The following is a 20,963-nucleotide window of genomic DNA, read 5'->3' on the forward strand; positions in this document are numbered from 1 at the left end:
TGGACCTACTGGAGTTACCGGACCTACTGGAGTTACCGGACCTACTGGAGTTACCGGACCTACTGGAGTTACTGGACCTACTGGAGTTACCGGACCTATTGGAGTTACTGGACCTACTGGAGTTACCGGACCTACTGGAGTTACCGGACCTGTTCTTCCTAATGTTGCTCATATATATAATGTTCCAGGATTCTCAACGATTGTAGGGATACCGCTTGATCTTAGTGATAATGGAGTTATTATAGGTACGGATATTATGCATGCCCCTGGAACTTTCCCAATAATTCTTGCAGGTGGGCATACATATCAAGTGGTATATTTTCTTATTTATGATGCGTCTGTTGGGATGGCTGGTAATTTGCAATTGAACGGAACGGACGTTCCGGGTTCTGGATATTTCCAACCGGCAGCTATAGGTTTTACAGGTGCAAATGAATCATCAGGCGGAGCGATTATTACTACTCCAATTGGAGGTTTTAGTACTTTATCAATTGTAACAACAGGGGCACAAGGAGAGACGAGTAATTTTCCAGCAGGTACCACTGCTCAACCTAATATTAGTATTCAAATTGTAGAACTAATATAGTAGCATTGTTAACAGAAGTATTTTGTAGGTTAATAAAAAGTTTTATATAATAGTATTTAAAACGAAAAGGGCTATTAGGAATAGCTGCTATTGTTGATTCTTCTGCATCTATTAGGGATCTCGCCACATCGCTATCAAGCTAATAAAAAATGCCTCCTAAAATAAAAAAAGACGTTATCCTTTCCTATGATTCTACAGTAAGAATAACGTCTTTTTTGCTTAATGAATAGTGTGAAACCTTAGTTTTATAGTAATGTGACAGTACCTCAATTAGTCGTTTGACAACATTACATATTTACATAAATTTCGTTATCGGCAGTCAATCTAAAAATCTAGAAAAGCCTCTTCAGAGGATTTGAAGGGGCTTTTAGTTCATGTTCCATTACTACACAGACTTCAATAACCAATAGAAAATCTGTTTTTTCTAGCCTTTTTAAAAGATTTTAACTTAATTTTTTAATATTTAGTGCTGCGCCACTTTCAACAAGATCACAAAGAGCTAGAGAACGTCCACCAAGACTTGTATTTCTTAATGAAAAAGTTGAGTTAGCTGGTATTCTTAAAATAGCTGTTCCTGAAAATTGGTCACATGATTCTCCAGTAGTAGTTACTGTTCCAAAAGATGTTTGGAAATTAGGAACTGGCGTTCCGTTTAGGATAGCAGTTACTTGTTGCTCTGAACTTACGCCTGTTATATCAGCAGTTGTAATTACATAGTTAATTTCATAATCTCCAGCTATTGGAATGAATATCGTAGTAGGGCCAAGTAAAATAATTCCTCCTGCGGTAGCTATACTTTGGTTGTTAAATGGAATGTTCTGTCCATTAGCTACTGTAACAAATGTATTTTGCCAGAAGTTACGATAAGCTGGTGAAAATACTGGGAACGGGGGAACAGCAGGTGGAATTGCAGGTAAAAATCTACCACAGCATCCCTTCATTTTTGAAAAATGTGAGTTCAAAATAATTCACCCCCTTTTTTTGAAACTAAATATAATTATTTATATTCAAATCAAGTAATTTAGCTTGTATATTTGTCCAATAAAACTTACGATGTATATCCTATACATGTGAGGTTAACATAACGTCCTATTATCGGTAGCAAGGAAAAAGGCGGCCCCTTACTCTCACAAGGGAATTTCATTTTTTTATACATTCCTAACCTGGCACGATTTTAGGATTCTCGTTTGTTACTGGATTAGCCAAAAAACTGTATAAAATCTTGCATACTCTTAGCGTGGTTTTTTTCTAAAATGTTGGCGGTACCTCTATAAGAAGTAAGCGCCAATCATGATTGCTATTAAAAGTCCGGTTATGAGAGATAATGTTCCAATTGTATGTAGAGAAATTACATTTAAAAGTACTAAAGTTCAGACTACTAAACCTATAATACCGAGGGTTCGCATGGTTATCGCACCTTGTTGTGTACATGTGTACAATTACACTTGTACACAACAATTCATTTTTTAAAAATAAATTGTTCTATCGCTACTACTGATATAGAGGAGGGGATATCACTCTATGTGTTTTATGGGGGAGCGTCAGAAAAATGAGGATTTACAACGCTAAGCAAATTTTCCTGACGATGCCCCGTTTTTAACAACGTTAAGAAAGTTTTAGTGGTCTTAAACAATGTAATGAAATCATTTTCTCCGCATTAAAATGGTATTGACCTAGTAAATTAATATGTTCCCAGCCTAAAGGTGATATATGGTGCAATAAGTCTTCATTAAAATTACCCGTCCGTTTTTGATATTCAACTGCTTTTGTTAAATGTAAAGTATTCCAAATACTGATGGCATTGATGATTATGTTTAAGGCACTTGTCCTTTGCAATTGATGCTGTATGGTTCATTCCTAATTGTTTTGACAATAGGTGGATCGGTCAGTAGTTATTACCGTGATGCTACCTTAGTGATAACAAGGATATTCTAATGAATTCAATTTATGATTAATAGAAAAAATTGAATTCATTAGAATAGAAGTAAATTATTATTTTTACGAATAAAGATACTTAAATGGTAAAAAACAACCTGTATTATTAAAAAAATAAGAATAGAACATCTATTTTTATGGGATTTAATGCAGCTGGATTTCCGCTTCCATAAAAAATAAAGTATCAAAAAGAGAGCTAAATGGCTCTTTTTTTGGTACTTTATTTTGGAAAAGCTCTCTTTTATGATGAAATCAAATTAAAGTATGTTTTTGTTGTTATCATGTTTTCATAGTATAAAATACTTTTTTAGGGCGTCGATTAAGCGAATAACTATAAAAGATGAAGTCCTTATTAATGTCGTTTTGTCACTTCACTGCATTTATTAGGTATGATAAATATTTTCGGAGGTGACATATGTCAGAGAAAAATGAGTTTGAATCACATGAGATTCTGTACGGATCGGTATTCAATCTGAATTTAATTGGTCCGACACTTCCACCAATTCCTCCTTTTACATTTCCGACAGGATTGACTCGGTCAACGGGACCAACCGGATTAACCGGACCAACTGGGTCAACATCTACCAATCGAATTTACGTAACAAATATTAATAATGACAACGTTTCCGTGATTAGCGGGGCGACTAATGCCGTGATTAGTACTATTCCAGTGGGGAGTACTACACAGGGAGTAGGAGTCAATCCATCTACTAATCGAATTTATATATCAAATGCCAATAATAACAACATTTCCGTGATTAGTGGGGCGACTAATGCTGTGATTGCGACTATTTCGGTGGGGAGTTCTCCAGTTGGAGTAGGGGCCAATCCATCTACTAATCTTATCTACGTAACCAATGCTAATAATGACAACGCTTCCGTGATTGATGGACTAACAAATAGCGTGATTAAGACTATTTCGGTGGGGGGTGCTCCAGTTGGAGTAGGAGTCAATCCATCTACTAATCTTATCTACGTAACAAATCTTATTAGTGACAACGTTTCCGTGATTGATGGGCTAACAAATAGCGTGATTAAGACTATTCCGGCTGGGATTTCTTCACAAGGGGTAGGAGTTAATCCATTAATCAATCGAATATATATAACAAATACTGCGAGCGACAACGTTTCTGTGATTGATGGGCTAACAAATAGCGTGATTGCGACTATTCCGGTGGGGAATGCTCCACAGAAAGTAGGAGTCGATCCATCTACTAATCAAATTTATATAGCAAACGGTTATAATAATAACGTTTCCGTGATTAGTGGGGCGACTAATGCTGTGATTGCGACTATTTCAGTGGGGATTAAACCAGTCGGAGTAGGAGTTAATCCATCTACTAACCTTATCTACGTAACAAATCTTATTAGTGACAACGTTTCCGTGATTGATGGGCTAACAAATAGCGTGATTGCGACTATTCCGGTGGGGAATGGTCCAGTTGGAGTAGGAGTCAATCCTTAAAGCGAATATAAAACACTAAGAGTGATAATTAAGGTTACTTTCGCATCCGAAAACTATGTAAATATTATGAGAAAAGACTCTACCCCCTTAGGAGAGTTTTTTTCGTTGTTATAGAAATCGTTTAATCAGGTATGACTCACAACATTAGCTATACAGCTAGATAGCATGCTTGCAATAATTGATTGCATTCTGATTCCATATTTACTTTTAATAGTATAATTTTTCGTTTTGGGGATAATTCAAAAAATTAGCTTGATGATCATGGATTGTACCAAAAATCAAGCTAATATCTCATATGAAAAATTACATTTAGCATTTTTTAAGAACAACATAAATAAAAATAAACTAAAATGGGGTGATTTTATGGAAGAGAAAAAGCTACCTTTAGGTTGTGGCCGGACCATTCTCGAAAACTGGGGCAGAGATATTAGACGATGTGAATAAGTACCGGAATATTGTTCTTGAAATGATAGTTGAACTACGAGCTATAAAACCAATTCGAGAACTACAACGTGAACTACTTACAGCCCCACCTATTGAGATTCGTTTAGGTACTACGTTTTAGGTGAAAAATCTAAATTCAAATAAAATAAAGATATCTATAACAGAGGTGCTCAGATGATTACAATTAGTTTATGTATGATTGTAAAAAATGAAGTAGAAACACTTAATAGATGTTTAGAATCGGTTAAAGACATCCCTGATGAGATTATTATTGTAGATACAGGCTCAACAGATCAAACGAAACAAATAGCTAGTAAATGGACGAAACAAATTTTAGATTTTAAATGGATAGATGATTTCTCAGCAGCTCGAAATTATTCTTTCCATCAAGCTTCAATGGACTACATTTTATGGTTAGACGCTGATGATATACTTTTACCAGAAGAACGTAAAAAGCTACTTGATTTAAAACAATCACTCAATCAAAAAATTGATGCGGTTTCCATGATTTATCATGCGGAAATTGATAAATTTAATAATGTTTTAACCAGCATTCGCCGCAATAGATTAGTCAAAAGAAGTAAAAATTTTCAATGGCACGGCGTTGTTCATGAAGATCTAAGTATTCATGAACAGTATAATTCTCTCGAAAGTGACATCATAGTCACCCATAAAAAAAATTATGCTGATATTGAATCAGATCGAAATCTCAAACTATATGAACAATTTTTGAAAAAAAATAAAGGTAAAATGACAGTTCACGATATATTTCATTATGCCAGAGAATTACATAAACATAAAAGATATAAACAAGCCATTGAATTTTATAACAAGTTCTTAGACTACGAAGATATCCAATTAGAACACAGGCTTTTTGTTATGCATAAATTAGCTAGTTGTTATCATCTAATCGGAAATTTTAAAAAAGAAATAGAAATCACATTTCAGTCTTTAGAATACGATGTTCCTCAACCGGAATTTAGCTGTCGCCTAGGTGAATTCTTTCTTAAGAATAATCAGTTTTCTCAAGCTGCCTATTGGTATAATCAAGCTATAGAAGCACCTTCAGCTAATTCTACTCATTTCATTGAACAACAACCCTTTAAAACTTGGTTACCGCATAAACAATTAGCGTTTTGCTACTTTCAGTTAAAAGACTATAAACAGACTAATTATCATAATAAAATGGTTCTTCGTTTCTTACCAACTGAGGAGGAGACCCTTAATAATATTAAAGTAATTGAAGAGTTAATGATGACTGATTAACAATCATAGGATGTTTATTCATCTGTAAAATAAATTTTTTTCGGATGATGTAAACATCCTATAGATTTAATAGTTTCCGTATGTATCACCGTTATGAATAAACTCAATTTCCTCACCGCTTTCAGCTGATTAAGATTCAGATAATAATTTTTAATACCTTATAATGGTTTTAATTCATTAGTAAGGTTTATATGGATCCTTCAGGTTCTATTAAGTTAGATTTATTGTGCCATAAGTAATTAAACAAACAATCATGATGATTCCCACAATAGTGGTGAATAGTACAAGGAAGCTAAGAACAATATGGTATAAGAAATAAGCACCAATTCCGATTGCTATTATAAATCCGATTATAAGAACCAACGTTCCAAGTGTATGTAGCGTAATCACATTCAAAAATACTAAAGCTATGACGACTAAAACTATAATACCGAGGGTTCGCATGGTTATCGCTCCTTTTTTTTGTGTACATGTGTAATTGTACACATGTACACAAAAATTTATTTAAAAAAATAAATCGTTCTATCGCTACTATTGATATAGAGGGGGGATATCACTCTATATGTTTTGTTTAGGTATAGCATGTGTAAATGTGTAAAAGGCCACATGTACACATTTACACAAAAATCATTTAAAAAAATAAATCGTTCTATCGCTACTATTGATATAGAGGGGGGATATCACTCTATGTGTTTTATGTAGGTATAACATGTGTAAATGTGTAAAAGGCCACATGTACACATTTACACATGTTATTATTATATCTTTTTCTGTTTTTTAGCTTCTTTAAGAGCAGCTTTACGTTTGATGTTTTCAAGTTGTGCGTGGAATAGTCTAAGTTGTTCAGGAGACAATTTTTCCATATACAAGTTATGCATTTCACCAAGCAGTTCATAAGCATATTGATATTCTGAAATTTCAAGTAATGCATCAAATTCATGTTTAGTTTCTAAAGGCATTCGAATGGTACCACGCTTATCACCGTTAACTAGTGTTGCCTTTGCTGGTAAACTTGGATCATAAGGAGTAGAGGGAATGACATCAGCTTTATAGCCAAAATCAATTTTACCTCCGTTATTTTTAGCGTCAGGTTTCTCCCCGCCCTCCTTTTTCCCGAAAAACCCCATGTTATTACTCATTTCTCAATTCCTCCATTTTCTCAATTCGTTCTAAAAATTCATCTGCAAATGGTTCAAAAACTTCATTAAATAACTTTTTGTCCCAATATTGATCTTTATTTAAACCGATACGTGGAATGCTTTGGATTCTTTTAGCGTAAGGTATTAAATTTTTAAATAAATTATTTTCTCCAAAAATGTTTTTAGCATCTTGTAATACTGTTGCATCGATTTTACCAGTACTGTGTAATTGATTTGGTAATATGCCGATTACATCAAGTGGAGCATTAAATTCTGTTACTAATTTGCTTAAGAATCGTGAGATATAATCATTAGCGCCATCTAAACTATCACTTTGTGTTTGGAATGCAACAAGTACATAGTCACTTGCCATTGCAGAGCTTTTTGTATAATAAGATGCTGTAGGTGGACTGTCAATGATAACAAAGTCATAATTTTGTTTCAAAGGTTCTAATAGGTGTCTAAAGTAATTAATCTTATTAGCTTCTACTTGATGATAGTTAGGATCAGAAGGTTCAGTATGACCAAACCTTGATGTTAGTAACATTTCGAAGTTTTCGAAGTCACTATGAGAAGGTAGTAAATCTAAATTCTCCATTATATTCAACTGCATGTCTTCTAAACTACCATCTTGTACAGCTCTCATTAATGTTTTGTCGAAAGCGAAGTATTCATCATTAATTCTTTTTCTTGTTAAGATCATTGTTTTTGTTGTATTGGCCTGCGGATCCATATCTACTGTTAGAACTTTATATCCCTTTAAAGCTAAATGATAAGATAAGTGTCTTACAATAGTAGATTTACCAACGCCACCTTTACTGTTTGCTACAGTTATAGTTAACGGTCTTTTTAATTTCATATGTATCCCTCCAAAAAAACTTTTCGTCTATTTACACATGTCCACATTTACACGAGTTCACATGTGTAAAAACTTCTTAATGTAATTATACTATCCACCTAAAAAAATATCAATACAATTTTACACATGTTCACATGTACACATTTACACAAGTTCACAAAAGATGGAGAACTGTTGATATGATAGTGTTTTAACAGGTTAGTATTAATATTTTTTTACACATTTACACTTGTGTACATATACACAAGTGTAAATTTAATTTCAAATATTTTTTTCTAATTAATAGAATGAAAGGGGAAAAGTAGCATGTACACATGTACATTTTTACACTTGTGTACATGTGTACATGCAAGAAGTTTTGTTGAAATTCTTTGTTTACAAACAAAAAAACTTGTTGTAACGTTATAGACAACAAGTTTTCTCAACGCAATTCGATTTAGTTTGATAATATACATAAGAAATTCGTAAGAATTTGTAGGACATATATAAGACACATAAACATAAAAAAACAAATAAAAAAAGAACGGCTGTCTAAGAGACTTGGAAATCTCATGGACAGAGGAAGTAGATCTGCTGGAAACATTTCTACTTCTTGGTGAATACAATTTGCTGGAAACATCTTGTATTCCATTTACGTCACTGCTGTATCAGTGAGTAAACTTCCCAAACCGTTCTAGTTAACTATGCTATTGAGATATGAAATATCTCTTATTAGTATAGTTAATTAGTGTAGATTTGTAAAGATAGAAACCCCTATTTAAGTGCATCTATAAGCGTATTTAATTATGGATTTTTCTACCTTTGTATACAATTCGGGAAGTCTATTTATTTAGGTGAGCAGTGATATAACTGCTCACCTTTTTTTTGTTTTAAATCTAGTAGAAAGGAGAATCAACATGAATACAGTACAGAAAGCTATTAATCTTATACTTCATAAAGGTTTACGAAAATATAAATCTAAAAACTCAAAAGCTGCATTAGTATCTATTACAAAACAAGAGAAATTTGAAGACAAAATGCTGAATGGTAAGAAGAATAAAAAAGGATCTATTTTTATTACTCGTAAAAAAGCTGATTTAAGCGCACCTTTTGGTACAAGAGGGGTAGTATTATCATCTGAGGAAGCTACACTGGATCATGTTGGACAAGCTTCTCACTGGACTCCTAATGTATATAATTTTGGTACATATGGCGAGAATGGTCTTCGTACAATCGTTGGGCATACAGAAAAGAACTTACAGCAAATTAATTGCTTCGTAATCGATATTGATTCAAAGACATTCCCAATGACAGCGATTAACGATGTTGCGTTAAATGCTGGTTTTGGTGTGCCGACTATGATTCTTCAAACTACAAAGGGTTATCAAGTATATTATGTGCTAGATAAAGCTGTATATGTAACAAATAAAAAGAACTATATCGCTATTAAATCAGCAAAAAGAATCTCTCAAAACTTGAGAGAAATGTTTGCTGAAAGCCTACCACAGGTAGATTTAACATGTAATCACTTTGGATTCTTCAGAATGCCTTCAGAAGAGAATATCATTATGTTCTTTGAGGAAAATGTATATTCATTCAAGGAACTGCAGGATTGGAGTAAGAGACAAGATGATAACAAAGGTAAAGAATTTTTCGCAATTCTAAGTGAAAATAACGTAATTGAAACGCCATTTTCTAAAAACAAACCTGTAGAGCAACCGAAACAGGTAGAAGAAGCTTGGTTTAAGCAAGTTATAAAATGCACGAATATAGCGCCACGACAAACAAAAGCAGGACGTAATAATGCAATTTTCACTCTGTCATTAGCATGTTTTCAAAGTGAAGTGTCAATTAAAGAGACACTAGATATGATGGATCAGTTTAATAGTAACCTGGAACAACCTTTAGATCATGCTGAGGTTAGAGGAATTGTCATGTCTGCATATTCAGGGAAATACCAGGCTGCACATAAAGATTATATTGACCGTCTACTTCAAACATATGCGACACCTAGGCAAGTAAATTCGTTTAGATCGCCAGCTGCATTTTGGAGAAAACACAAAATGCAACGTGAGGATCGAGTACGTTCTCATTGGCATGAGTGGGAAGCGGATATTATTACTTTCCTGTCAATGAATTCTAAAAATAAACCTGTGTTATACTTTACACAAAAAGAGCTATGTGAAGCGATTAATATCCCTAGAAGTACCCTAAACAATGTCTTGAAGAAGAGTAATAAAATATATAAGACTGTTGAAGGTAAAGGGAAAACAGCAAAAACGGGATTTTCTACGATTGGCATGTTAATTTCATTTGCATTACGTGAAAAAGGACAAAAAAGAGATAGTTATTTAAGCTATTTGAACGAGCTATTCCCCCAAATGGGTAACATCTTACTACAAGCAAAAAACAATAGCGCTATGGCAGAAGAAACGGTGTCATATAGCCTAATCGAAGGGCTACCAGCCGGTTAATTTTTAATTGTTCACTGTGCCAATACATAAATATATCTATGATACATATTTTGGACAGCTAGCTATAGCGTTATACGATTAATATTTAAAGATTTATTTATTGCTAGGGGGTTATTTTACGTTATTTAGAGTTCTATACTCTTTATGGTATGTGAAATTGTATAGACTGTTTTAGAAATTTATTCTATTGGTGGTGTGCTATATGGATAAAAATTATTCTGTAGATCGTGATAAACAGGGACGTTATAGACATTCTTATGTATTCATGAGGGGGGCTGATGTAGAGATTAAGTTACTTGGTCATGAAGGTTTGTTAAAAGGGAAAGTTACATGGGCGAAAATCTCATCGATATGAGAAGAAAACAGTCTTTGATATCCTGGGTGTTATTTATGAGTATAGTGGATTGGAAAAACAAAAGAAAATCTTATGATTTTTTAAAGTTCTGTTAATCTAGATTTATTTAGCATACTCATTTTTAAGGATATAAAATATTTCAAGAGTTTTTTAGTATATTTGAACGAAAGTTCATGTTGTTTCTGTTCTTAAGTTGATGGGAATGTATGGTGCCCCCTAATAAGAGATTAAAAAAGCAATTGAAGAAGTAGGATTTTATTTGATGATTAGATTGGTCAACATAATTCTTTTTTAGAGATGTAAATTACAATGGAGGGGTGGAAAAGAGACTTAGCTCTTTATTTAGGGGGTCTCTTTTCTATCGATTAACATATATATGGGTACCGCTAGCATTTTGGAAAGATACAATAAGCTGCCCATATGGACAGCTCATTTACATAATTCTCGTTATTGGAAGTTGTATGGACTGTTCTTCATTTACAGGCTTTGATACTGTTTGTTAAAACAGGTAATCTTAATTTTTCAGTTTTGGAATTGGATGGGCGTACTTGAATCTGTACCCCTTTCATTTCTGCCGTAATAATGTCAATTTTCCCCGCCCAAGTAGGATCATCCTCCTCTTCAGAAGGATACAGTTTGAATCGCCAACTAATTTCGTCTGGAATGAAGGCAAAACCTTCGTATGTATCGTAATTACCTAAAGTACTTGGGTCAGGTAGATGTACACCCAGAATGCTTATGTTTGTTCGTGGAAAACTCAGTGTTAACTTCACCTTATAGACCAAAGCAACCCCTTTGGTATTCTTGTCTGATTTGTTGAGTGGATTTAGTATAACGCTACATGGTAGGGATGCTGATGCACTTGCCTGTGCTTGATATGGACTTACAACAATGGTCATACACATTACTAATGTCACGATAAATTGTCTCATAAGTTCCTCCAAAGGCTTTTTAGGTTAGTTTGCCTTTACAGGATTTTAATTATGAAACAGCACAGCAAACGTGACGAGTAGGCTGTATAGAATATTCAGGATAGGTTAACATAACGTCCTATTATTGGTAATAAACAAAAAACTCATTCTTTTTCACAAAGAATGAGTTTTTTATAAAATTTCTTATTAAAAACTAAAAATCCTGAACTTTTCACCAATGGTTGCGACGACAACAAATAACACATTTACAAAAATGGTTATGGTGTTTATGTTCACAACAACGATTATGGTGTTTATGTTCACAACAACGATTATGATGTTTATGTTCACAACAACGATTATGATGTTTATGTTCACAACAATGGTTATGATGTTTATGTTCACAACAATCGTTATGGTGTCTATGCTTACAACAATCATTATTCCAACTCATCTTTTATACCTCCTTTCAAACAAGAGTTATATTATTCTATGTTTTAATAGGAAGTATGCTTGTTTGCTAACCTATATTGAATTTAACATAACGCAACATTATCGGTAGCAAGGACAAGACAGCTTCCTTGTGAGAGTGGAGATCCGCCTTTTTCTTTTTCTATGACTCTATTCATTTTTTTATACATTCCTATCCTGGTGCGTGTTTTAAGGTTTTCGTTTGTTACTGGATTAGCCGAAAAACTGTATAAAATTTTGCAGGCTCTTAGCGTGGTTTTTTTCCGAAATGCTGGCGGTACCTCAGGTAGAACTTTTTTCTATTCCCTCTCTTTTCTGCATTTCTTTCATCGCAAGCCTGGTTACATCCATTAACTTTTTTTCATCTAGAGTCTTTGTCTTTGAATCATAAATGCCTTGTTCCTCTTGCCAAGGATTATGAAAAGAAATGACATCTTGCCACATGATACTTCCATTTTCATGGGCGGTTTTAAACATTTCCTTTAAGGATTTTTTCTCACTTTCTGATAAACGATTTGCGTGTTCCGTAAACAATGCCGATGTCTTTTCTGGATTCCCCATATAGTCTTGATACGTTTCAAACATTTTCGGATTCAGCTTCACTTCACTTTTTGCTTCTTCCCGATCTACATACTCAATATAGTTCTGAAATGCATCGGAACCCGGTAACACAAATTTTGTTTTTAAAACAACACCTGGTGTGACTGAAGATTGAATAGGAACGGTATTACTCATTTTCAACATCCTGCATCATCATTTGAATAAAATCATTCATTTTTTTCATTTCGCTATAACAATCACTCATCGTATGGATGTTCTTTTGAATTAGATTTTCTAATTCCATTTCTCTTTTATTTTGTTGCTGAAAAAATGCCAGCATTTCAATTTGGTCTTTCAAAAATTTCTGTCTGGATAATCCTTTCCTCTTTGCAATTTCATCTATTTTCTTTACTGCAATTGGATCTACTTCTCTAATTCTGATTTCCACTTTTCCCTCTCCTTTCTGCAAATCTGGGTAGAGATCAAAAAATAGTGAGAAGAGCATAAGGGGTTTTTGCCCCCACTGAAGGTGTGGGGCTAGGCGGAGCCTAGCAAAACGATGGGGGCAAGGAAAGAAGTTGAATGTCCCCATTACGTCCCCATATTTTTCGTTAATGTCTCCATCACGTTCCTATATTTTCCCTCAATGTCCCTTCCGTGTCCCCTTGTTTTCCCTCAATGTCCCCTTCATGTCCCTATATCTTTTTTCATTATTTATTAATTTCTTGTGCCTTTAGCTCTAATTTTTTGATCTTATCTCGTGCAATCTTTTGTTCTCCTTTAAATAATTCAACGTTCTTTTCTGATGATTTTATTTTGGATTCTAAAGATGATATTTTCGATTGGGTTTCCGTTTTTTCCGTTTCGGTTTGGTACTTCATTTCATCTTTTAGTTCTTTTACTTTCTCATAAACTGTCTTCCCATTTTCCTCTTCAAGCTTGATTGCTTTCCCATAATTTTCGATCTTTGTTTCAATATCTTTTTTGTCTCTTTCTATAAAATCTAACTCATATGTTTTTTTATTTTCAGCTAACAATTCATCATTTGCTTTTGTTTTTCTTTGATCGGTAAAAATCGTCTGAACAAGTTTATTGGGACTCTTTGTACTTGTATTTTCTTCTTCGTACTCGTTAACATCTTGTGTAAACTTCCGAATATCCATTTGTTCTTTTTCACTGTTTTTATTATAAATATCTAAAGCTAAAGCTCCCCAATTTGGAGATAATTCTTTGACTTCTATCACGTAATTCCCATTCTCTTCATACAACACTTTGACAGGTAATTGAACACCTGGCTTTCCTTTTTCTTGTACCTTAAACGTAAATCCAGCTTCCTCATATCCTTCTATCCGAAATCGAATTTCTATGAAGTTTTTATGTGGATTATATTCCCTTTGTTCTACAATCAATTTCCCCATCCCAGACAGCTTGATTACTTTATTTGTTTCCGTATGGAATAGTTTTGCATCGTTTGGCATGTGAATTTTAGATGTCAAGAAAGCGAAAAAACCGAAAAATAGAAAGCTGATAATTGCTAGGTAGATTCACGATTTATTTCTTCTCAAGTTAATTCTTTCACTCTTCTTACTGATTGCACCTATCACATTCTCACCTCACCTTTTTTGTTATAAAACTTTCATATTGAGTTCTTCTACACTTGTAACTCGCCATGTTTCCTTTTCTTTTTTATGATGATTCGCAACACATTTTTGACTTTTTCTTCTCGATTTTGCGTTGAATCAGTCGTGACATTTATAAATTCAGCTAACACATTTACTTCCTCTTAATCGGGTTCATTTTCTTGTAAATAAAACTTCATTTCGATTGGTTTCGTTTTATAGGTATCTCCTATTTCGTATTTATCAGTGTGATAAAATTGTTGTAAAAGTTCTTCACTCATAATGGTTTTTGCTTTTTCTTTTCGCTCATTGTATCCTTCTTTTTCTCGATGGGGTATCGCCACATCGCTATCAAGCTAAGCCCGTGTAACGTCAATGATAAGTAAGATTGTTTCTTTTTTTCGAAAGTCTATACGTAGATGCTTTAAAGATTTGCATACGAAATAAACCCTAACGGGTTTTCATTTTTTTTGAATTAAGCGGCTTGATTATCAGACATGGTACAATTGTAAACAACACCTAATATATCAAAGACCGTTTTTTTCTCATATCGATGAGATTTCCGCCCGTTTTGCTGTAGGAGATTGAACAGGCGAAGTAACACCTTTGATAGCTCTTGGGTGTTTTTTTGTATAGTTTGGAATAGAAGAAAATAGTCTTTAATCATATATATGGCTTTATACTCACTAAGCTCTCGTTTTTTCTTCATGAGGAGCAATTGGCGCATTTGAAACATGATAGAAGAACCGAGTAGAATGGCAATCAATTGACCATATAAATGGCACTCCAATCGTTCTGGTTTTATCTTTTTACAATGATGGATTTGAAAGAATGACTTCCACGTTTTAAATAAAATTTCGATTTGCCAACGCAAAGAATACCAGTCATGTACCTGTCCCATCGGGACAATATCTGTAGGGGTGTTTGTCATATATACATTGATACCACTGAGTCGTTTACTACGAGGAGAATACTTCATTCCTTTCTTTTTTTCTCTTATAGCTTGATCGTGTAATCGTTTTTGTTGTTGTTCTTGTGTTAGCCGATGAACAATTACACGAGCTGGCACTTTATCAATCATTCCTACATAAGCATCAGCTATTTCACATGTGTGTCCTGGCTGAAGAGAGTTCATTAAAACCTCCATATCTATCTGGATATACTCTGTACCTTCCTTAATTCTTCCGTCTTGAAAATAATCAGGGTTAGGATTTTTTTGATACATACGTGTATTCGGCTTGATACGAGAGATATAGTAGGCCTCTTTATCTTGTATATATTGAAGGTCTTTTAAATGAAAATAACCTAAATCTCGGATACATAAATCATTCGCTGTCACAGTTGGGACACGCAGAGAGCCGTAAGTGCGATCATGTTGTTTACCTGGACCTGTATGAATATGTAGGAACTGCCCACTTAACAAGTCATACCCAAGTTGAATTTTCATCCCAGCTGTATGGCTGCATCCTCCTGCACCTGAATAAACCGATGAAAATACATCCGGGATTTGAAATGCAGTTGAATCTAAAATACGAATACGCTTGAAAACAGAAGTGTATGGAGAAGAAATCGGCATAGATGCGGCCAATTTTTTGCTTAGTAGTTCGGCTAGTAGGTGTTGTAAAAGTTGGACGGCCGCCTTATTAAATCGTTGATTCAGTCCCTCAGGACTGATGAGTACCGCTGTTGATGCTTCTAAACAGCTAGATAACTGAGTTAAAGAAGTCATAGCTACATTTTGGCTCACCCATACAAATAAAGCGACTAAATCTTTTGTTTGGTACTTACTGGTTCGTTGTACAAAACCAACATCTCTAGCAAGATTCCGTAAGGTATTTGGAGATAAAAAACTTTGAATCTCTTGAGCAAATAGTTGTAATTCGTCATACACAGAAACAGACATAAAAAACGCCATCCTTTTCTATGATTCTACAGAAAGAATTGCGTATTTTTTCATTACTTTTGAATTTCAATGAAGAATTAGGGCTAGTGAAAGAACAGGAAAACTCAAAAGAAAATGATAAAGAAAAAAACCAAGAAAAACCGACGATACAAAATAAAGAAGAAATTCAGGGGGGACTTGAGATGCAAGATAAGGAAGCAGTCCAGGAGAAAAAAGAAACCAACGATCAAAAAGAAGTACAAGGGAAACCAGGTCAGCAAGAACAAGACGAAGTTCGAGATAAACAGAGGGAACAAGCTAGAAGACTAGCGTATATGCGTCAAATGGGGCGTGAGCGATAAAAAAGAATGATATAGCGCTATGTCATTCTCTTTGTTTTATAAGAGAAGGGAAAGGAATCGGTATTATGGAAAGGAAGCTAATGGAATAAATGAAATAGTGTGCTTTAAAAGGGCGACATAGCGATATGTTGCTTTAGAGATTTGATGTGTAAATGTGTAAATGTGTAAATGTGTAAATGTGTAAATGTACACATTTACACAAGTTCATAATGTTTTCGGGAGTAGCATAATCCATGCTGCTCCTTTTTGTATACAAAATTTTAAAGTGAGAGGAAGTTAAAAACATGTCCGTATTAATCCTAGCAGAGAAGCCAAATCAAGCGAAATCGTATGCTGAAGCATTCCCGAAAGTTGAAAAGAAAGATGGTCATTTTTATGTTCCACCATGTTCTTTATTACCAAGTGGAGGAAATATTACTTGGGCTTATGGTCATCTAGTAGAATTGAAATCCCCTCAAGATTATAAAAAGGAATGGTAAAGGAATTCTTCACACAAATCATTTTCGTTCCTTACGTTGCTGTATTTTAGTGATTTGATAGCTTTTAAATTCTGTTATGACGAAGAAGTAAGATCTATATTAATCAAAAAAATTGATTAATTGAATTTAAAAGGGTGGAATTAGCAATGAAGTATGTTCATGTAGGTATAAATGTTACTGATTTAGAGAAGTCTATTGAGTTTTATGAAAAGGTATTTGGTGTATCACCAGTTAAAGTGAAAATGAATTATGCAAAAATTTTTAATATAAATCTCGGGAATTTCATATACGTTTGCTTTTACGCCAATAAGAATGTAAACTTTCTTATGTGAAAAATGCACCTCAATTATTAGAGGGTATCAACGATTGAGGTGCATTTCAAAATCTAGGGAGTTTAGTTTGTTTTGTAAAACAAATAAACTATTTAACAAGATGAAGATGGTGGTATGCTTTGAGGGAAACGAAATAAGTTTTCAGGGTCATACTTCGCTTTTACTTTTCGAAGTTTTTCAAAGTTTGATCCATAATATGCTTTTCCGAAATCTTCAATATTTTGATCCGGAACATTCACATAAGAACCTGTTACATATGGTCGTATCAGTTGGCGTACCCTTTCAACTGATGCCAGATTTGAAGCCTCTTCTGATTTGTTTTTCCAACTAGCAGTCCATTCCGTATAAAACAATGGACTTCGCCAAAAGAAAGCTGTTTTACTGCTAGGTACTTTACTTATAGCACCACCCCAATTTATAAAAAAGAAATTGGCTTCTGTCCCAGTAGCTTCTTCTAAAAATTTTCTCATTATCGAAATAGGTTCTTCTGACCAAAGATCAAGTGCCCAAGCCGAAGAAAACTTAACACTCTGATCAGATCTACCAGGTATTGGTTCATCTGGATCTAAAAAGTCTATAGCATCCGGATAAGGTAAAGTTTCTATAACTATTTGTGTTGGGGTTCCAATACTAGTTAAAGGTTCTAATAATTCGATTGCTTCATCTTTTGAACCTAAGAAAATACCTTCAGCATGACATAATCCATTTACTTTGCTATAAATCTCGAGTAAGCATCCTAATCGTGAATCTACAAACGGCGCCCATTCTTGCCAAGCTCTAAACACCGATTCAAATTGTTCCCACGGCCAAATGATATTGAAGACGGTTGCTGTTTTAGGGGCACGACGAACTTTAAAAGTGTATTCAGTATTATATCCAAAATTACCACCTCCACCACCTCTAGAAGCCCATAGTAAATCTTCGTTGTTACAATGATCCGCTTGAAGAATTTCGCCTTTCGCATCTACCATTTCCAATGCAAGAAGGTTATCACTTATAAGACCAATCGATCGTGAAAGTACTCCAAATCCGCCACCCATCGTAATTCCTCCGATTCCAACCGTTGGGCTATCTCCAAAAGGAGCCATAAAACCTTCACGAGCTAATCCTTTTACTAATGGGCCAACGTGAATTCCTGTTTGAACGGTTGCAATCGCATTTTTTTTATCTAAAGAAACGTTATTCATGTCACTCACATCAATAACAAGTCCCCCATTTACTACTGAAAGGTTCTTATCTAGAGCATGTCGACCACTTCTGACACGTAAGGGAACTTTATTCTCACGAGCCCATTTAATAGCAATACTTACATCGCCTGAATCTTGTGCAAAAACAAAGACGAGAGGAAAGACATCAACATAAGGATTCCAATTTTTAACTGCTTCTAAATAACCTGGATCTCCTTTGAAGATTACTCGTCCTGTTAACTGTGTTGACCCCATATATTCCACTCCCTATAAAAAGTAAATTATGGATCTTATTTAGCAACGGTACCAAATTACGTAATTAAACCAGATATCAAACATAATGGAAATAACTCAAATCGTACGGATTTTTCAATCATATCTCAGGAGTAATTTTCAGTTTTAGAATATTCTCTAAGTAATACTAGCGGACATCAGAGATGTAAAGATTAGTAATTTATGCCCTTATTACTTAAAAAATTTCATTGCTACAGCCTCTATTATTTATATATGAGTAAAGAGTTAATATTATTAACGGAATTGTTGAAGCCCTTATTGGTGTAGAATGTTTTTTACAAATTTAAGGGCAAGAAACCACTATAGATTAGGGGAGTATCGTCAGAAAAATATACGAACTTACAATGTGATATAGATAAGTACATTTTGGATGTACTTACAGTGCTAACAAATAGTGAGGGCAAATAAAAAAGTGCTAACAAGTTTGCAAACGAACTTGCTAACACATGGACAGAATAGACATAAATTATCGCTGATATGTCGCTTTAAAAAACAGACTTAATCAGGTAGATAATACTAATATGAAATGCTCATAAAATCATTCGTGATATCAAGAATATGTTAGGATCCTTTATTTAGTGATAGATATCATTGTGTCTATTAAGAGATTGGGAACTTGTTTTATTTTGTGCGGAATTAAATCGTCCTCTGATTCCTTATTTATCAAAGAGTGCACGCTTTGTATCGGTGATTCTTGTTTCTGTCTTCGTATCACTGCTACGGAAGCTACCATATCAAGGTTTACTCCAGCTTCTTTTCTAACTTGGATCAAATCTCTAAATGTTAACGCATCTATATCAGTAAAAATCCTTGTATTGTTTTCATTTTTCCGAAAAACATACCCTGCTTTTTCAAGGGATTGGCGTACTTCCTAACTGTACTTTCAGCACTTCCAAATGTTTTAGCAATATCATGACTTTTTAATTTCCTAGGGATTCTCTCTAATAATTCAATGTGAAATATCCGACGCTTATGTAGGAATGACTGATAAAGTACCAACTCGTGAAAATTCTTAATGAGAAAGTCAAAAAAATCTACAAAAAATTTAAAACCTATTATACAAGCTTATACATCAATACAAAAAATGAATATATTTACATAGAAAAGTTTTAAAAATATAAAGTAATTTCAAAAAGGAGATTAGATAATATGAGCGAACAATGTCCAATTAATGTACCTTGTCAAACAGCGGGACAAACTCAAATACCACTAAGTGATGAGACTGCAACACCAATTCTTACTCCAGGAGCACCGATTGTAAAAATCCCAGTTGTATTAGCTGAAAGAACAATTCAAATTGTTGTAGAAACCGATATTACATTAGCACCTGCAGCAACTGAAATTAAACGTGTCCTAAAAAACGTATTTTTAACACAATGTAAGTTAGTTCCTGTAGCGTTTACTCCAGTAGCAGGTACAGTTTACCGCCGAGTTACAAGAGCAAAATTATTTGTACAAGGGTTTATTCGTAAAAATATTGAATATGCAGGTGATGGATGTAATTCAGTGCTATTTGATCGCATTGCAAATGTTCCATTCTCTGGTTTTGCAGATTTAACAGAGGGTGATTTTTTAACACTACCTCTAATAGCAGCTTCCTCAGACACAACATCTCACTTTATTAATCCACAAAACGGTGATTTACCACGTTTAGACAAATACTTCTTCGAAAATGCAGTTGTTTATAACGAACAACCATATTGCGAATTAGTCAGCGCTAACTTCTTTGAATTAGATTTTTCCCCTTGTCCAACAGAATTAAACGAAACATTTGATACACTTCGTGAAAAAATTGTACTAGATCTTACTTTAAAAGTTTTACAAGTACAACAAGTACAAATATAAAACAAAGAAGCACTCATTTTGAGTGCTTCTTTGTTTTATAAATTTGTAATTAAGAAAGCTTCTTATTTTTCAAACCCAACCTATTTAAAAGAACACCAATGCCCGTTGGTGTTCTTAAAAGGAAACTATAAATATAAATGGTGAGTGATACCCATTTATATTATATGTTTAGCCAACATTTATTGTGCTAAAAATTAAGTAGCATCATATGCATAGCTTCAATACCACTTAATATAGAGGGTGCTGTTTTAAATGATTTGAATTCCAACATAGAACGCACACGTTTCTTAATAAAACGATGATCTTGTTCTACAATGTAACTATAAGTAAGGGGTTCAAGAAGTATATACCAATTAACTAAGTTTTATATATAAGTATTTTTGCCCATCTCCCGAAAAGAGGAAATAAGAAAAAAGAACGTTTTCTGTACTTAGCGGTAGTGAAAATTCTTAAGTTGATGGGCATGGTATTGAATCCATGAAAAATGCTTTTTCAGTAGATAATAAGTTATGTTAGAAAAAACAGTAATTGCAGATTTA

15 protein-coding genes and 8 pseudogenes are annotated in these 20,963 nt (G+C 34.0%); 10 read left to right on the plus strand and 13 right to left on the minus strand.

The genetic code is table 11. From position 1 onward, the window contains the following. A pseudogene (locus ACFVQC_RS27920) lies at positions 1-586 on the plus strand (hypothetical protein); the annotation flags it as partial. Positions 587-1,029: 443 nt separating this feature from the next. Here the strand turns inward: ACFVQC_RS27920 and ACFVQC_RS27925 are convergent. Both ACFVQC_RS27925 and ACFVQC_RS27930 read right to left on the minus strand, forming a co-directional pair. After that, positions 1,030-1,548, minus strand: a complete 519-nt coding sequence (locus ACFVQC_RS27925; RefSeq protein ID WP_377899904.1) for a BclA C-terminal domain-containing protein — start codon at positions 1,546-1,548, stop codon at positions 1,030-1,032. Positions 1,549-2,191: 643 nt separating this feature from the next. Next, positions 2,192-2,437, minus strand: a pseudogene (locus tag ACFVQC_RS27930) (Tn3 family transposase); the annotation flags it as partial. A 499-nt stretch (positions 2,438-2,936) separates the two neighbouring features. On the opposite strand from ACFVQC_RS27930, the gene ACFVQC_RS27935 reads away from it, so the two are divergent. Continuing rightward, positions 2,937-3,986: a YncE family protein gene (locus ACFVQC_RS27935; RefSeq protein WP_377899905.1), complete on the plus strand. Its 1,050-nt coding sequence runs from the start codon at positions 2,937-2,939 to the stop codon at positions 3,984-3,986. A 618-nt stretch (positions 3,987-4,604) separates the two neighbouring features. Continuing rightward, positions 4,605-5,696 carry a tetratricopeptide repeat-containing glycosyltransferase family 2 protein gene (locus ACFVQC_RS27940; RefSeq protein WP_377899907.1) on the plus strand — a complete coding sequence of 364 codons (1,092 nt, stop codon included), beginning with the start codon at positions 4,605-4,607 and terminating at the stop codon, positions 5,694-5,696. 210 nt (positions 5,697-5,906) lie between these two features. Here the strand turns inward: ACFVQC_RS27940 and ACFVQC_RS27945 are convergent, their stop codons facing one another. From ACFVQC_RS27945 to ACFVQC_RS27955, 3 genes are all read right to left on the minus strand, one after another. Continuing rightward, positions 5,907-6,140, minus strand: coding sequence for a hypothetical protein (locus ACFVQC_RS27945; RefSeq protein WP_377899908.1), 234 nt, complete (start codon positions 6,138-6,140; stop codon positions 5,907-5,909). A 314-nt stretch (positions 6,141-6,454) separates the two neighbouring features. Then, on the minus strand, positions 6,455-6,835 hold the full coding sequence (locus tag ACFVQC_RS27950; RefSeq protein WP_377899909.1) for a hypothetical protein: 381 nt from the start codon (positions 6,833-6,835) through the stop codon (positions 6,455-6,457). Then, positions 6,828-7,694 (minus strand): ParA family protein, encoded by an 867-nt coding sequence (locus ACFVQC_RS27955; RefSeq protein ID WP_377899910.1) that lies wholly within the window; start codon positions 7,692-7,694, stop codon positions 6,828-6,830. Before ACFVQC_RS27955 ends, ACFVQC_RS27950 begins: the two co-directional genes overlap by 8 nt. Before the next feature lie 896 nt (positions 7,695-8,590). On the opposite strand from ACFVQC_RS27955, the gene repS reads away from it, so the two are divergent. After that, the gene (repS, locus tag ACFVQC_RS27960) at positions 8,591-10,147 is read left to right on the plus strand and encodes a replication initiation protein RepS (RefSeq protein WP_377899911.1); all 1,557 of its coding nucleotides are present in this window, start codon (positions 8,591-8,593) and stop codon (positions 10,145-10,147) included. Between the two features lie 202 nt (positions 10,148-10,349). Then, entirely contained in the window at positions 10,350-10,502 is a 153-nt protein-coding gene (locus tag ACFVQC_RS27965) for a hypothetical protein (protein ID WP_377899935.1), read from the plus strand. Between the two features lie 473 nt (positions 10,503-10,975). Here ACFVQC_RS27965 and ACFVQC_RS27970 read toward each other — a convergent pair whose 3' ends face one another. Continuing rightward, positions 10,976-11,434 (minus strand): YoqH family protein, encoded by a 459-nt coding sequence (locus ACFVQC_RS27970; protein ID WP_377899913.1) that lies wholly within the window; start codon positions 11,432-11,434, stop codon positions 10,976-10,978. 217 nt (positions 11,435-11,651) lie between these two features. Here ACFVQC_RS27970 and ACFVQC_RS27975 point away from each other — a divergent pair. Beyond that, positions 11,652-11,937: pseudogene (locus ACFVQC_RS27975) on the plus strand (hypothetical protein). A 235-nt stretch (positions 11,938-12,172) separates the two neighbouring features. Here the strand turns inward: ACFVQC_RS27975 and mobL are convergent. The 5 genes and pseudogenes from mobL to ACFVQC_RS28000 all read right to left on the minus strand — a co-directional run. Further along, a pseudogene (gene mobL, locus ACFVQC_RS27980) lies at positions 12,173-12,619 on the minus strand (relaxase MobL); the annotation flags it as partial. Then, positions 12,612-12,872: a hypothetical protein gene (locus tag ACFVQC_RS27985; protein WP_377899914.1), complete on the minus strand. Its 261-nt coding sequence runs from the start codon at positions 12,870-12,872 to the stop codon at positions 12,612-12,614. The gene ACFVQC_RS27985 and the pseudogene mobL, both read right to left, overlap by 8 nt. A gap of 262 nt (positions 12,873-13,134) precedes the next feature. Next, the gene (locus ACFVQC_RS27990) at positions 13,135-13,902 is read right to left on the minus strand and encodes a hypothetical protein (protein ID WP_377899932.1); all 768 of its coding nucleotides are present in this window, start codon (positions 13,900-13,902) and stop codon (positions 13,135-13,137) included. A 147-nt stretch (positions 13,903-14,049) separates the two neighbouring features. Then, positions 14,050-14,375 (minus strand): annotated as a pseudogene (locus ACFVQC_RS27995) (hypothetical protein); the annotation flags it as partial. Between the two features lie 143 nt (positions 14,376-14,518). Continuing rightward, positions 14,519-15,946 (minus strand): IS4 family transposase, encoded by a 1,428-nt coding sequence (locus tag ACFVQC_RS28000; protein ID WP_377899916.1) that lies wholly within the window; start codon positions 15,944-15,946, stop codon positions 14,519-14,521. 86 nt (positions 15,947-16,032) lie between these two features. Between ACFVQC_RS28000 and ACFVQC_RS28005 the strand changes: the two genes are divergently transcribed. The 3 genes and pseudogenes from ACFVQC_RS28005 to ACFVQC_RS28015 all read left to right on the plus strand — a co-directional run. Beyond that, positions 16,033-16,287: a hypothetical protein gene (locus tag ACFVQC_RS28005; protein ID WP_232299913.1), complete on the plus strand. Its 255-nt coding sequence runs from the start codon at positions 16,033-16,035 to the stop codon at positions 16,285-16,287. Positions 16,288-16,571: 284 nt separating this feature from the next. Beyond that, positions 16,572-16,763, plus strand: a pseudogene (locus ACFVQC_RS28010) (toprim domain-containing protein); the annotation flags it as partial. A 149-nt stretch (positions 16,764-16,912) separates the two neighbouring features. After that, positions 16,913-17,023 (plus strand): annotated as a pseudogene (locus ACFVQC_RS28015) (VOC family protein); the annotation flags it as partial. Positions 17,024-17,190: 167 nt separating this feature from the next. On the opposite strand, the gene ACFVQC_RS28020 reads toward ACFVQC_RS28015, so the two are convergent. Then, complete coding sequence (locus ACFVQC_RS28020; RefSeq protein WP_377893774.1) at positions 17,191-18,540, minus strand: FAD-binding oxidoreductase; 1,350 nt, start codon at positions 18,538-18,540, stop codon at positions 17,191-17,193. Between the two features lie 1,188 nt (positions 18,541-19,728). Here ACFVQC_RS28020 and ACFVQC_RS28025 point away from each other — a divergent pair. Further along, a complete protein-coding gene (locus ACFVQC_RS28025; protein WP_377893776.1) occupies positions 19,729-20,424 on the plus strand; it encodes a CsxC family protein in 696 nt (231 codons plus the stop codon). 187 nt (positions 20,425-20,611) lie between these two features. Here the strand turns inward: ACFVQC_RS28025 and ACFVQC_RS28030 are convergent. Then, a pseudogene (locus ACFVQC_RS28030) lies at positions 20,612-20,740 on the minus strand (DDE-type integrase/transposase/recombinase); the annotation flags it as partial. Between the last annotated feature and the right edge of the window lie 223 nt (positions 20,741-20,963).

Source organism: Bacillus sp. NPDC057893 (assembly GCF_042796455.1).
GTDB lineage: Bacteria > Bacillota > Bacilli > Bacillales > Bacillaceae_G > Bacillus_A.